The organism is Sorangium sp. So ce448, assembly GCF_051520915.1.
In the GTDB taxonomy this organism is placed as follows: domain Bacteria; phylum Myxococcota_A; class Polyangia; order Polyangiales; family Polyangiaceae; genus Sorangium; species Sorangium cellulosum_B.
Map to the genome: position 1 here is coordinate 6,588,613 of NZ_CP150343.1, position 13,397 is coordinate 6,602,009.

Genomic DNA, 13,397 nt, shown 5'->3' on the forward strand with positions numbered 1-13,397 from the left:
AGGAGGGCTCCCTTGCGTGGAACGGCGGCTCAGACGAGGCCTTCCAGCGTCGCCAGCTGGACGACCTGCCGCTCCGCGTCCACGCTGCGGACGAAGCTCTCGGTCAGCGGGATCTCGATGGAATCTGCGCCCTGCCTCTCCACGACGAGCACATCGCAGGTCGGGTACGACTGGAGCGACCTCACGTGCCCGAGCAGATCGCCATCAGGCGTCATCACGCGCGCCCCCTCCACGTCGCAGGCGTAGAACTCGCCCTCGGAGAGCGGCGCGAACGCGTCCCGAGGGACGCACACCGTCGCTCCGCGCAGGGCCTCGGCCGCGTCCCGATCGTCGATCCCGGCGATCCGCACGAGCAGCGCCTTGTCGACGGGCCGCGTCGCGACGATCTTCGCGTCCCGAGCAGAGCCGTCGGGAAGGCCCAGCCTGATCGGAGGGCGCGTGAGGAGCAGGTCGGACGCCTCGTTGTAGAGGCGCAACCGCAGCTCCCCCTGAACGCCGTGCGGACGGGCGACATCCGCAACGGGAACGTAGCGTCGCTCCACGTCGGGCTCTTCTCAGTCGAGGATGTCGAGGTGCGCGCGGCGCCCCGACTTGCTCGCGGCGGCGCTCAGCAACGTCCTGATCGACTGCGCTGTGCGCCCGTCCTTGCCGATCACCTTGCCGATATCCTCGCGCGCGACCGTCAGCTCGATCCGGGGGAAGCGGTCTCCCGCGACCTCGCGCACGACGACCCGGTCCGGCTGGTCGACGAGCGCGCGGGCAACGAGCGCGACGAGATCGACCAGCGGAGACGTCGACGAGACCATGCTACTTCGCGGCGTCCGCGGGAGCGGCCGCCTGGGCCAGCCCAGGGTGCTTCAGGAGCAGCGCCACCGTGTGCGTCGGCTGGGCGCCGTTCGAGATCCAGTGCCTCACGCGGGGAACATCGAGGCGGATCTCGGTCCTGCGCGGGTCGTACGTGCCCAGCCGCTCGATGAACCTGCCGCCGCGCGGGCTGCGCTGGTCGGCGACGACGATGCGGTAGAAGGGCGTCTTCTTGGTGCCCGCGCGGGCGAGGCGAATATGAACGGCCATCTGTAGAACCTCGATCGATATGGAAGAGCCCGTGCCCACGTTGTGCACGGCCTGCTCTGGAGGCGCCGGAGCGTAGCTCGTTCAGTGCTCGGCGCCAGAAGTGGGGGCGCAACGTAGGCGAAGATCCTGCCGAGGGTCAACCCCGCACGAGCAGGGCACGTCCGCGCAGGACAACTTTCGGGCCCCCACGGCCTGCTCGAAGCCCCTCTCGCTCAGTCGCCAACCGTCGCCAACCGTCGCCAACCGTCGCCAACCATCATCGCCGGACGAGCCCGGTGCGAGCGCGGAGCCGAGATCCGCGTGACTGCACGGACGCCAACTTCGTGGAATTTGCGAGGAAAACGGGGAATGTCTCGGAGGTACGTCGTCCAGGACACGTTGCTGGAGCAGCGCCTCCAGGGTGTTCACGGGGGAGCGCGTGCTACACGTGGCGTCAGCCCAGATCGAGGATGATGACGCCCCGGTTGGGATCGTCCTCTTCCGAGTCCGGAAGACGACGAGGTGCGGGGTAGCGTTCGATCGGCAGCTCGAGGCGCGGTCGAATTTCTTCTCTTCTGGACCGATCCTTCTCTTCTTCGCGCTGCCGTATTTGCTCGATGATGAACGGAGGAAGCATCGACTAACCCCTCCACCTCGTAGAGTGCTCGGCTGAATTGGTGGAACGAGGTCTGCGAGAAAGCACCCCGCTCTTAGAAGCGAATCTAGCAATGTGGGATGGCGGGTCAAGGTTATCGGTCGGGCCGACAGTGGTATGTTCGCAGCGCTCATGACGCGGCACGGCGCGTGGTTTGCGCACGCATGCTCCTCAGGTTCTAGGTCCGGTCCCGGGTCGGGTTCTGGTTCCAGTTCCAGTTCCAGTTCCAGTTCCGTTTCCGGCTCCGCTTCCGAATTTGTTCGGGAAGATCGGCGTTGGCCGGTGCGCTCGCAGGTCACATCCTGCTCCTTCCTGGCGGCGCTGGTCGCACTGATGGCGCTGCTCGCGCCCGCCCGAGCAGCAGGCGCCGCCTTCGACGTGAACGACCCGAGCTGGGAGGGTTGCTCGGAGCTTCTCGAGATCGCGCGCGCGGAGCTGGGGGCCACGAGGGTCCACCCCGTCGCTGTGCTCGACTGGAGCCAGGTCGGCCCCGAGGACGGCATCCTGGTCCTCCACCCGCTGCAAACGCTCGATGCTGACGAGACGACCTCCTTCATGAAGGCCGGCGGGCGGCTCGCCATCATCGACGACTTCGGCCGCGGCGACGACACGCTCCGGCGATTCCAGATCGAGCGCATCCCGACGCCAGCCCGGCCGCTCGCCGCGCTCCGGAACCGGCCCTCCCTCGCGATCGCGGAGCCGGTCGCTGACACCGTCGGGGGCCACTCGGTCGGCCGGCACCCCGTCGTCAGCCACGTCGAGCGGCTCGTCACGAACCACGCGACCGGCCTCCGGCATCCGAACCTCTCGCCCGTGCTCCGGATCCGCGCTGTCAGCGAGCCGGACGTGATCCTCGCCGTCGCCGGGCAGGTCGGCAAGGGCCGGCTCTTCGCGATGGGCGACCCGTCCGCGCTGATGAACATGATGCTCAGGTACCCAGGCAACCGCGCCTTCGCCTCGGGCCTGACGCGCTACCTGGTCGACGAGGATGGGGCTCAGCCGCGCCGAGGGCGGCTCCACATCGTCGCGAACCGTTTCGACGAAGAGAGCTCGTTCGGCGGCGAGACGTCGCTCCGAAAGGACTTCGACGCGCACGTCAAGGCGCTCGCGAGCGCGGTCGAGGACGCCCGCCGCGACGGGCTTCCGGGCGGCGCCCTCCTCGCGCTCGCGGCGCTCGCCGGCCTCGGCCTCGCCATCTGGACCGCGCGCGCCTCCGCACGGCCGTACCGGAGCCCGCTCCCACGGTACGCTCGTCCGACGCCGCTCGTCGCTCAGGGAGGCGCAGCCGGGCGCTTCGCCGTCCTCGCCGCCCCCTCTTCCCCGCGGGGCCTCGCGTTCCTCGAGCTGAAGAGCGCCCTGTTCGAGGCGCTGTCCTTGCGGTTCGGCCTGGAGGCGAATCCGGCGCAGGATGCGGTCACGCGGCTCGTGGCGCGAGAGGGATCTCTTGACGAGCGAGCCCTCTCGGCCTTCAAGGATGTTCTGGGCACCATGTACCGAGTCGAAGCGTCCGTCGTCGCCGGCAAACCGGCGAACGTGTCCAGGCCCGCGCTCTTGCACGCCACCGACGTCGTGCGGCATGTCCTCGCCGCCTGCGGCGCCGACGGCCGGAAGCCGCCGCGCGGACGTCACCCCGGCGCGCCCCCCGATCCTGCGACGGCGTCCCCGTCGCCAACAGACGCGAAGCTCGCACCACCCCACTCAGACAAAGGCGCTCGATGAACCAGGTTCAGGCCGTCGCCGTCGACGAAATCTCCGCGGCCAGGGAGCGGATCGAGGCGGTCCGGCGAGAGATCACGCGCGTTTACATCGGTTCGTCGCGCGCCATCGATCTGATGCTCACCGCCCTGCTCGCGCAGGGGCACGTGCTGCTCGAGGGCGTCCCCGGCGTCGCGAAGACCACGCTGGTCAAGGCGTTCGCGGCCGCGCTCGGCGCGACGGTCCGGCGGATCCAGTTCACGCCCGACCTCCTGCCCGCCGACATCACGGGGACCTATGTCCTGTCGCCCAAGGAGGGGACCTTCACGCTGCGCCCCGGTCCGATCTTCGCGAACCTCGTGCTCGCCGACGAGATCAACCGCGCCCCGGCGAAGACCCAGTCGGCCCTCCTCGAGGCCATGCAGGAGCGACAGGTGACGATCGAGGGCGATCGCTTCGAGCTGCCGTCACCCTTCATGGTGCTCGCCACGCAGAACCCGATCGATCTCGAGGGGACCTACCCGCTGCCCGAGGCGCAGATCGACAGGTTCCTCATCCGCGTGAGCCTCGGCTACCCGCAGCACAAGGACGAGGTGGCGATGCTCCGCGCGCACAACGTCGAGGCGCCGCGGGCGCGGCCGACGCTCTCCGTCCAGGACCTCCTCATGCTGCAGGGCGTCGCGCGAAGGATCCACGTCGAGGACGATCTGTACGAGTACGCGGTGAACCTCACCGCGTTCACGCGCACGCACCCTCGCGTGCTGCTCGGCGCATCGCCCCGGGCCACGCTCGCGCTCGTCCAGGCGGCCAAGGCGGCGGCGGTGATCGGCGGGCGCCCGTTCGTCACGCCGGACGACGTGCGCGGCATGGCGCCAGCGACGCTGGCCCATCGCCTGGTGCTGGTGCCTGAGGCCGACGTGGATCCCAAGGCGCGCGACACGATCATCGACGAGGCGGTTCAGCGCGTGGGGTACCGGCGCGCGGCGCGGCCGGCGTAGATCCGCATGCAGCTCTACCCCACGCGCACCGCCGCCCACCTGGCCATCGCCGGCGTCGCGGTCATGGGCGCCGGGCTCATCGCGCGCGAGCCGGCGATCGTCGGCTGGGGCGGGGCGATCCTGGTCGCCATCGCGCTCGCCCGCGGCGTGACGCTGGTGTCGGTGGCGCGCATCCGCGCGGCTGGGTTCGAGATGCTCTGGGGCGGCTCGCGGCGGATCCTCCGTTCCGCGCGCGGAGGCACCGTGGAGATCGAGGCCGAGGTTCGGAACCGCGACACCCTCGCGGCTCGCTACGTCAAGCTGCGCACCATCGCCTCGTCGCAGCTCGACGTGCGCATCGAGCCGAACCGCGGCGAGGTCTCCGCCTCGGGTCGGCTCAAGGTGAAGGTCATCGTGCGAACGCCGCGCGTCGGCCAGCACGGGCTCCACGGGCTCGCGCTCGAGGTACACGGCGCCCCGGGCCTCTTCGAGGTGCCCCTGACCTTCGCGAACCCGTATGGCATCGAGGTGCTCCCGCGGCCCTTCATGCCGTACCTGACGCAGCCGCGCGGAGGGCGCAGTCACCTCCTCGCAGCCTCTGGCAAGCCCGGGCGCGTACGCGGCGAAGGAGACGACCTGCGCGAGCTGCGAGAGCACCAGCCGGGGGACCCGTTCCGGAAGATCGCGTGGAAGGCCAGCGCGCGCCGGGGCACACTGCTCGTGCGGGAGTTCGAGCGCGAGGAGCGGGATGTGGTCTGGGTCCTCGTCGACGCGGCCGTGGAGCTCTGGGCGGGTCCGCTCGGCCGCGCTCCGCTCGATCTCATGATCGACGAGGCCGCGGCCATCGCGACGAGGCACCTCGGGCGCGGCGATCGCGTCGGGCTCATCGTCCTGGCCCCCGGCCCGCGCGTGACGATCGCGCCCGATCACGGCCCGGGGCATGGCCACAAGATCGCGCAGGCGCTCACCGTCGGGTGCGGCACCTACGACGCGGATCGGAGCGAGCTCGACGAGTCGGACGTCGCGGCGCGCGTCATCGAGCACCTCAGGCCGCTCGACGCGCGCGGCCTCGACGACCTGCGCCGCGGCGACCTCGACCGGCTGGCGGCCCGCGCGGAGTCGATGCGCGCGCGCGCGCCGTTCTCGGCGCCGGCGCCGCTCGGGCGCTCGCAGCGCGAACGGACGCTGCGCCGCTACCTCGCGAGCTACGGCATCGAGTCGCCCGCGCGCGCCGAGCCGGATCGGCGCGATCCCGCCGTGGCGGTCGCCGAGTCGCTCACGCACATCGCGCGCGTCAAGCCGCGCGCGAGCATGGTCTATGTCCTCGCGCCGCCTCCGGCCGACGCACAGCTGGGCCAGCTCTCGGAGGCCGTGCGTCGGCTCTCGCGCAAGGCTGTTCACGTGGTGTGGACGCTCCCGGATCTCGAGCCAGGGCTCGGGCCTCCGTGGGAGGCGCCGCGACCGCAGGAGAGCGACGGCGACGAGGGGCAGAGCGGCCCCATGCCGTCCAACAAGGCATTCCAGGAGCTCGCGCCGATCGCGGCCGAAGCGGTGATTATCCGCGCGCGGGTGGCTCAGACCCGCCGCGAAGCCGTGCTCCGCAAGGTCGGCGTGCGCGTGGTGCGGCTGCGCGCGGCAGCGGCGCCCAGCAGAGCCGCAGACGTAGCCCGCGATGGGGCGCACCCACCGCAGATCTGAGGACGGGCGATGGCCATCGCAGAGCTCTTGCGCACACGCGGTCTCTCCCCGAAGAAGGGGTTCGGACAGAACTTCCTCGTCGACGTCGATGCGGCGCGCCGGATCGCCGAGGCGGCCACGACGACGGAGGGCGGCGCGGTGATCGAGATCGGAGCAGGGCTCGGCGCGCTCACGCGGCCGCTCCTCGATCGCGCCACGCACGTCGTCGCCATTGAGCGCGATCGCGACCTCGTCCCGATCTTGCGGGAGCAGCTCGCTGGACCGATCGAGGAAGGCCGCTTGACGCTGCTCGAGGCCGACGCAGCGCAGGTCGACTGGGTCGGCGCGCTCTCCGGCCACGCGCGGCCGCACGCGGTGGCGGGCAACCTCCCGTACCACATCACGGGCCGGCTCCTCGAGCAGGCGACCACCGTCGCGCATCAGATCGATCGCGCGGTGTTCATGGTGCAGCTCGAGGTCGCGGACCGCCTGGTCGCGGCCCCGGGCAGCGCCGACTACGGCGCGCTGTCGGTCTTCGTGCAGGCCGCGTTCGACGTGCGCCGCCTCCTGATCGCGCGCGCCGGCGCGTTCTACCCGAGGCCCGAGGTCGACTCGGCGGTCGTCGTGCTGACGCCGTGGCGCCCGCGGCGCGCCGAGGAGACGGACGCCTTCCGCGCGGCCGTGCGCGCTGCGTTCTCGGCGCGCCGCAAGACGCTCCGGAACGCCTGGAAGAACCTCTATGGCTGGTCCTCTCAGGAGCTCGAGCGGCACGCGAAGGACGCCGGCATCTCGCTCGACGCTCGAGGCGAGACGCTCAGCGTGGAGGCGTTTGCGCGGATCGCCGCCTCCAGAGGACGCTGAGCGCCCGCCGCGCGCGGGCGCCCCTCGCCAGCGCCGGTGAGCGACCGCGGATGAACGTCGCGCCCCGACGTCGCGTACGGAGCCTGGCTCCCGCAAAACACGCCCAACGCCGCGCGTCCGCAGCGACGCGGCTGTCAAAAATCCCGCAGAATTTCTGGCAGACGGCACTAGTCGGACGCGCAGGTCCGTGCTAGTGGGCCCCGCGACTCGTCAAAGCACGTACGAGGAGGGCTCCCGCTCCATGGTTGTTGGAAAGATCACCCAGGTCATCGGACCGGTCGTCGATGTCGATTTCCCGGCTGGCCAGCTGCCCAAGATTTTGAACGCGCTCAAGCTGAGCAACCCGAGCATCTCGGCTGAGCCAGACAACCTCGTGCTCGAGGTCGCCCAGCACCTCGGCGAGTCGTCGGTGCGCACGATCGCGATGGACTCCACCGACGGCCTCGTGCGCGGGATGGAAGTCCGCGACACGGGCAAGCCCATCATGGTGCCGGTCGGCAACGAGTGCCTCGGCCGGATCCTGAACGTCGTCGGTGTGCCGATCGATGAAGCCGGGCCCGTGCACGCCAAGAAGGTGGCGCCGATCCACCGGGAGCCGCCCCCGTTCATCGAGCAGTCGACCAAGGTCGAGGTCTTCGAGACGGGCATCAAGGTCATCGACCTGATCGCCCCCTACCGCAAGGGCGGCAAGATCGGCCTCTTCGGCGGCGCCGGCGTCGGCAAGACGGTGCTCATCCTGGAGCTCATCAACAACGTCGCGAAGGCGCACGGCGGCGTGTCGGTCTTCGCCGGCGTCGGCGAGCGGACGCGCGAGGGCAACGACCTCTTCCTCGAGATGAGCGAGTCGAAGCTCGCGGACGGCAGCCCCGTCATCTCGAAGGCCGCGCTGATCTACGGCCAGATGAACGAGCCCCCGGGCGCTCGCTCCCGCGTCGCGCTCTCGGCGCTCGCCGTGGCCGAGCACTTCCGCGACGAGGAGGGGCAGGACGTCCTCCTGTTCGTGGACAACATCTTCCGGTTCACCCAGGCCGGCTCCGAGGTGAGCGCGCTCCTCGGACGCATCCCGAGCGCCGTCGGTTACCAGCCGACCCTCTCGACGGAGATGGGCGCCTTCCAGGAGCGCATCACCTCGACGACCAAGGGCTCCGTCACCAGCGTCCAGGCGATCTACGTCCCCGCGGACGACCTGACCGACCCCGCGCCGGCCACGGCCTTCGCCCACCTCGATGCCACCACCGTGCTGTCGCGCGCGATCTCGGAGCTCGGCATCTACCCGGCCGTCGATCCGCTCGACTCGAACTCGACGATGCTCGACCCCCAGATCGTCGGTGAGAAGCACTACTCCGTCGCGCGGCGCGTTCAGCAGACGCTGCAGCGCTACAAGGACCTCCAGGACATCATCGCCATCCTCGGCATGGACGAGCTCAGCGAGGACGACAAGCTCGTCGTGGCGCGCGCCCGCAAGATCCAGAAGTTCCTGTCGCAGCCGTTCTTCGTGGCCGCCCAGTTCACCGGGCTCGAGGGCAAGCTCGTGCCGCTCAAGGACACGATCGCGGGCTTCGAGGAGATCCTCGACGGCAAGCTCGACCATGTCGCGGAGCAGGACTTCTACCTGGTGGGCGGCATCGAGGACGTGAAGGCCAAGGCGTCGCAGAGGGCGTCCTGACGCAGCCATGGCCGACACAATCCTCCTCGAGATCGTGACGCCGACCGGTGTCGCGCTGCGCGAGCAGGTCACGGACGTGACCGCGCCGAGCGTCGCCGGCGAGTTCGGTGTGCTCCCGGGTCACCTCCCGCTGCTCGCCGCGCTCCGGACCGGCCTCGTGACGTACCACCAGAACGGTCAGGAGCACCGTCTGGCCGTCCATCATGGCTTCGTCGAGGTCGCCGGCGACACCGCGCTGCTCCTCACCGAGCGCTTCGCGGTGAAGGATGACGTCGACGTCGTGAGGGTACGCCTCCGGCTCAAGGAGGTCGACACCGAGCTCGACCACTGGCAAGGCGACCTGACTGATCCTCGCCGCCGGGCGCTCATCGAAGAGGAGCAGTGGCTCGCCACCGAGCTCGAGCTCATCGGCGATCCGCCCCCTCCGATGGTCCGCGAAGACACGCGCTTCCTGGCCGAGCACGCCGAGGCGCCGCCGGTCGACGAGATGGTCGAGGCTTCCCAGCCCGACGAGAGCCTGACGGACCACAAGAAGCCCGGCTCTCCGTTCCCCGATCCGAAGTGACATCTCTGGCGGCTACCGCCTTGCACGTGCGGCCGCCGCACAGGACACTTGTCTCCACACAGGCCGCGAGGGACTGGGGGGTCTCCCGCTTCGCGAGCCGCCCGTACCGCCGAGGCGCCGGCGCGGACGCCGCCACGCCGTCTGAGTCCACCCGTGATGATCTGCGGGCCCCGCACGCACGGAGCCCCCAAGGCAGCCCATGATCTCTCCGGAGACGATCGCGCTCGTGAAAGAGCGCACGGATCTCGTAGCGCTCATCGGCGAAAGCGTGCGCCTCGCCCGCCGAGGGCACTCCTTCACCGGGCTCTGCCCCTTTCACAAGGAGAAGACGCCCAGCTTCCACGTGAGCCCAAACCGCGGGTTCTATCACTGCTTCGGCTGCAAGGAGACCGGCAGCGCCATCGACTTCGTGATGAAGCTCGAAGGCCGGACGTTCGCCGAGGCGGTCCGCGCGCTCGCCGAACGCGCCGGCATCGAGGTGGCGGAGTCGCTGACCGAGGCCGAGCGGCGCGAGGCGCAGGCGGCGCGCAGGTCGAAGGACGACCTCTATGCCGTCAACCACCTCGCCGCGACGTTCTTCGAGCACAGCCTCCGCGGGGGGCCGGGCAGCGCTCCTCACCCGCTCGCGCGCCACGCTCACGAGGAGCTCCAGCGGCGCGGCCTGCCCCTCCGCGACGGCGATGGAGCCGCCGATCCGATCGCCGACGCCCTCCAGGCGTTCCGGATCGGCTACGCCCCGTTCGGATGGGACGGGCTCTCCACGTACCTGCGACAGCAAGGCGTCTCCCCGGTCCTCGCGGAGCGCGTAGGGCTCCTCGTACCGCGCTCGTCGGGGAGCGGACACTACGACCGCTTCCGGCACCGGCTCATGTTCGCCGTCACCGACGTGATGGGCCGGGTGATCGCGTTCAGCGGACGCGCGTTGCCCGATCCCAGCCCTTCCGAGCTCTCGTCGCTCGGCCTCACCGGCCCTGCGCCGCAGGCGGACGGCGCGCCGGCGAAGTACATCAACAGCCCCGAGTCGCCGATCTACACGAAGGGCGAGCACCTCTTCGGGCTGCACCAGGCGCGCCAGACGATCCGCCAGCGCGGCGAGGCGATCCTCGTGGAAGGCAACTTCGACGTCGTCGCGCTCCACGCGCGCGGTATCGGCCAGGCGATCGCTCCGCTCGGTACCGCCTTCACGCCCGGACAGGCGAAGCTCATCAAGCGCTTCGCGCCCGCGGTCATCCTGCTGTTCGACGGCGACGCGGCCGGCAAGAAGGCCACGCGCGCGGCGCGCGCCCCGTGCCGTGAGGCGGGGCTCAGCGCGCGCGTCGCCGTGCTGCCTTCCGGCGTCGATCCGGACGACCTCGCGCGCAAGCACGGCCCAGAGGCGATCGCGCGCATCGTCAAGGCGGCGCGCGGCCTGCTCGAGCACCTGATCGACGAAGCGCTCGACGGCGACAGCTTCGGAGGCTCGTCGCTGCCCGAGCAGCTCGCCCGCGTGCGCGCCGTCACCGCCCTGCTCAGCGAAGAAGACGACCCGAACCTCAGGATGATGGCGAAGCTCTACGCCGATCGCCTCTCCTCGAAGCTCGTGATCGGCGGCCGTTCACCGGACGACCTCCGGCAGCTGGAGCGCGTCGTCGAGGAGTCCCTCTCCCGCCCGCGGAGCCAGCCTACCCGCGAGGTGATCCCCTCCGGACAGACGACCGAGACGTGGGAGCGCGCTCGCTCACGCGCGCAAATCCAGGAGGTAAGCCTGGAGATCCTGGGCGCGATCCTCGATTTTCCCGAGCTTCTGGCCGACGACGATCTCCAGACGGCGCTGGAGTGCCTCGAAGGCGATGTCGCCCTGGCGATTGTTGCGGCGCGTCACAATTTCACTTTTGAAATGGGTCTTGCCGCCAGCGAATTTCTTGCGCAAGTCCCGGCTCCGATCCATTCATTCGCGGCTGGACGGCTGGTCTCGCCTGTCTTCGAAGCGGCCTCAACGGCCAAGGCGACGCTCTTGGAGAATTCACAAAAGTTGAGCAGACAAGCCCTGGCGCGACAAAAAGCAGCCGTCGTGAGCCAGCTCCAGAAGAGCGCGGTCGACGCTGATGCTGAAAACGCTTTGCTGCGTGAGCTATTCCAGCGAAGAGCGGGGGGTCTCGGTCTTCCTTGATGCGTTCCGAGTCGCCTCGCCGTGGTGACTCGACGTGCGTGATCCCTAGAGTTTATCGGAGTCATTGGGTGTCTTGTCGGTCGCGGCGAGCTGATCGCCGTAAGTGGAGCATGAGGTAATGGCGAGCAAGGCCAAGCAATCTTCCGGTCGGGCAGGCGGGGTCGCGAGGGCGGCGGGGGGCGGCGCGCTGAACGGCGCGCGGCACGCATCGACACGCGGGCACGCCGAGGGAGGGGCACGCCCAAGCAACAAAGGAGACGCGGGCATCCGGGCCGAGCGGTCAGAGAAGGACCGGAAGACGCTCGAAAAGCTCGTTGAAACCGGCAAGAGCAAAGGCTTTCTCACCTATGACGAGGTGAACGACGCGCTCCCCGCGGACGTCGCGCCCGATCAGCTCGACGACGTGGTGGGCGCCCTCGGCGACGAGGACATCGAGATCGTCGACGGCGCGACCCAGGTGAAGATCGCGCCGAAGCGCATCGCGGACGAGGAGGCGGGCGAGAAGAAGCTCGTCGTCACGCCCGACCGCGAGGAAGAGGACGTCGACTACTACTCGAAGTCGAACGACCCCGTCCGGATGTATCTCCGGAAGATGGGCAGCGTCTCGCTGCTCACCCGCGAGGGCGAGGTCGAGATCGCGAAGCGGATCGAGATCGGCGAGCAGAAGGTCAACGCCGCGATCCTCGACTCCCCCATCGCCGTCCGCGAGATCATCGATCTCGGAGAGAAGCTCCGGAAGCACAAGATCCGGGTGAAGGAGCTCATCAAGGACGCCGAGAACGACGACCAGGAGTTCGACGAGGAGGAGGCCGACCGGCGCATCATCCGCCTCATCGACAAGGTGAAGCGCGTCGACAAGAAGAAGGCGGAGCTCCTGGAGGAGCGCAAAGAGGTGAAGACGGAGGTCCGCCGCAAGCAGATCGACGTCGAGGTGACGCAGGCGACAGCCGAGCTCGTGACGACGCTCGAGGAGATGCGCCTCAACAAGCGGACGATCGACAAGATCGTCCAGAAGCTGAAGAGCCTCATCTCGAAGGTCGAGAAGGCCGAGGCGGGCGCGACGGAGCTGGAGCGGCGCACCGGGCTCTCGAAGGGCGAGCTCAAGCGCGAGCTTATCAAGGTGAAGGGCAACCGCGCCCTCGAGGGGCGGCTCGCCAAGAAGCTCAACGTCAACCGCGAGGAGCTCAACGACTTCGAATCGACCATCAAGAACGCCCAGAAGGGCCTGAAAAAGGTCGAGGAAGAGCTCAACATCGACGTCGCCGCGATCCGCGATACCTACGAGAACATCCGCGAGGGGGAGCGGATGGCGGAGCGCGCCAAGGCGGAGCTGGTCGAGGCGAACCTCCGCCTCGTGGTCTCCATCGCGAAGAAGTACACGAACCGCGGCCTCCAGTTCCTGGACCTCATCCAGGAAGGGAACATCGGCCTCATGAAGGCCGTCGACAAGTTCGAGTACAAGCGCGGCTACAAGTTCTCGACGTACGCGACGTGGTGGATCCGGCAGGCGATCACCCGCGCGATCGCGGACCAGGCGCGGACGATCCGCATCCCGGTCCACATGATCGAGACGATCAACAAGCTGATCCGCACCTCGCGCTACCTCGTGCAGGAGTACGGCCGCGAGCCGACCCCCGAGGAGATCGCCGAGAAGATGGAGCTCCCGCTCGACAAGGTGCGCAAGGTCCTGAAGATCGCGAAGGAGCCGATCTCGCTCGAGACCCCCATCGGCGAGGAAGAGGACTCGCACCTTGGCGACTTCATCGAGGACAAGAGCGTGATCTCGCCCGCGGAGGCCGTGATCAACATGAACCTCGCGGAGCAGACCCGTAAGGTCCTGAAGACGCTGACGCCGCGCGAGGAGAAGGTGCTCCGGATGCGCTTCGGCATCGGCGAGAAGAGCGACCATACGCTCGAAGAGGTCGGCCAGGACTTCGAGGTCACGCGCGAGCGCATCCGACAGATCGAGGCGAAGGCGCTCCGCAAGCTCCGGCACCCCAGCCGCTCGAAGCAGCTCAAGAGCTTCATCGACAGCTAGTCCGTGGGCTGGCCTGCTCGCCAAACGAAGGGAGCTCTCCCGCGCAGGCCGCGCTGCTGGC

General features: G+C 69.3%; 12 protein-coding genes. 8 read left to right on the forward strand and 4 right to left on the reverse strand.

Annotation, left to right across the window (positions count from 1 at the left end; translation table 11 throughout):
• Positions 1–29 precede the first annotated feature (29 nt).
• The 4 genes from rimM to WMF45_RS24795 form a co-directional block, all read right to left on the reverse strand.
• Positions 30–542 carry a ribosome maturation factor RimM gene (rimM, locus tag WMF45_RS24780; RefSeq protein WP_437719298.1) on the reverse strand — a complete coding sequence of 171 codons (513 nt, stop codon included), beginning with the start codon at positions 540–542 and terminating at the stop codon, positions 30–32.
• 12 nt (positions 543–554) lie between these two features.
• Positions 555–806 (reverse strand): KH domain-containing protein, encoded by a 252-nt coding sequence (locus WMF45_RS24785; protein WP_437572994.1) that lies wholly within the window; start codon positions 804–806, stop codon positions 555–557.
• A gap of 1 nt (position 807) precedes the next feature.
• The gene (gene rpsP / locus WMF45_RS24790; RefSeq protein WP_012237071.1) at positions 808–1,074 is read right to left on the reverse strand and encodes a 30S ribosomal protein S16; all 267 of its coding nucleotides are present in this window, start codon (positions 1,072–1,074) and stop codon (positions 808–810) included.
• A 433-nt stretch (positions 1,075–1,507) separates the two neighbouring features.
• Positions 1,508–1,690, reverse strand: coding sequence for a hypothetical protein (locus WMF45_RS24795; protein WP_157906850.1), 183 nt, complete (start codon positions 1,688–1,690; stop codon positions 1,508–1,510).
• 135 nt (positions 1,691–1,825) lie between these two features.
• Between WMF45_RS24795 and WMF45_RS24800 the strand changes: the two genes are divergently transcribed.
• The 8 genes from WMF45_RS24800 to rpoD all read left to right on the forward strand — a co-directional run bounded on the left by WMF45_RS24800 (position 1,826) and on the right by rpoD (position 13,336).
• Entirely contained in the window at positions 1,826–3,427 is a 1,602-nt protein-coding gene (locus WMF45_RS24800; RefSeq protein WP_437719299.1) for a DUF4350 domain-containing protein, read from the forward strand.
• Complete coding sequence (locus tag WMF45_RS24805) at positions 3,424–4,401, forward strand: AAA family ATPase (RefSeq protein ID WP_437719300.1); 978 nt, start codon at positions 3,424–3,426, stop codon at positions 4,399–4,401. Before WMF45_RS24800 ends, WMF45_RS24805 begins: the two co-directional genes overlap by 4 nt.
• A 6-nt stretch (positions 4,402–4,407) precedes the next feature.
• Positions 4,408–6,078 carry a DUF58 domain-containing protein gene (locus WMF45_RS24810; protein ID WP_437719301.1) on the forward strand — a complete coding sequence of 557 codons (1,671 nt, stop codon included), beginning with the start codon at positions 4,408–4,410 and terminating at the stop codon, positions 6,076–6,078.
• Between the two features lie 9 nt (positions 6,079–6,087).
• A complete protein-coding gene (gene rsmA, locus WMF45_RS24815) occupies positions 6,088–6,918 on the forward strand; it encodes a 16S rRNA (adenine(1518)-N(6)/adenine(1519)-N(6))-dimethyltransferase RsmA (protein ID WP_437719302.1) in 831 nt (276 codons plus the stop codon).
• 241 nt (positions 6,919–7,159) lie between these two features.
• Positions 7,160–8,584, forward strand: coding sequence for a F0F1 ATP synthase subunit beta (atpD, locus tag WMF45_RS24820; protein ID WP_012237076.1), 1,425 nt, complete (start codon positions 7,160–7,162; stop codon positions 8,582–8,584).
• 7 nt (positions 8,585–8,591) lie between these two features.
• The gene (gene atpC / locus WMF45_RS24825; RefSeq protein WP_437719303.1) at positions 8,592–9,149 is read left to right on the forward strand and encodes an ATP synthase F1 subunit epsilon; all 558 of its coding nucleotides are present in this window, start codon (positions 8,592–8,594) and stop codon (positions 9,147–9,149) included.
• A gap of 199 nt (positions 9,150–9,348) precedes the next feature.
• Positions 9,349–11,298 carry a DNA primase gene (gene dnaG / locus WMF45_RS24830; protein ID WP_437719304.1) on the forward strand — a complete coding sequence of 650 codons (1,950 nt, stop codon included), beginning with the start codon at positions 9,349–9,351 and terminating at the stop codon, positions 11,296–11,298.
• 118 nt (positions 11,299–11,416) lie between these two features.
• Complete coding sequence (gene rpoD, locus WMF45_RS24835; protein ID WP_437301468.1) at positions 11,417–13,336, forward strand: RNA polymerase sigma factor RpoD; 1,920 nt, start codon at positions 11,417–11,419, stop codon at positions 13,334–13,336.
• The last annotated feature ends 61 nt before the right edge of the window (positions 13,337–13,397 follow it).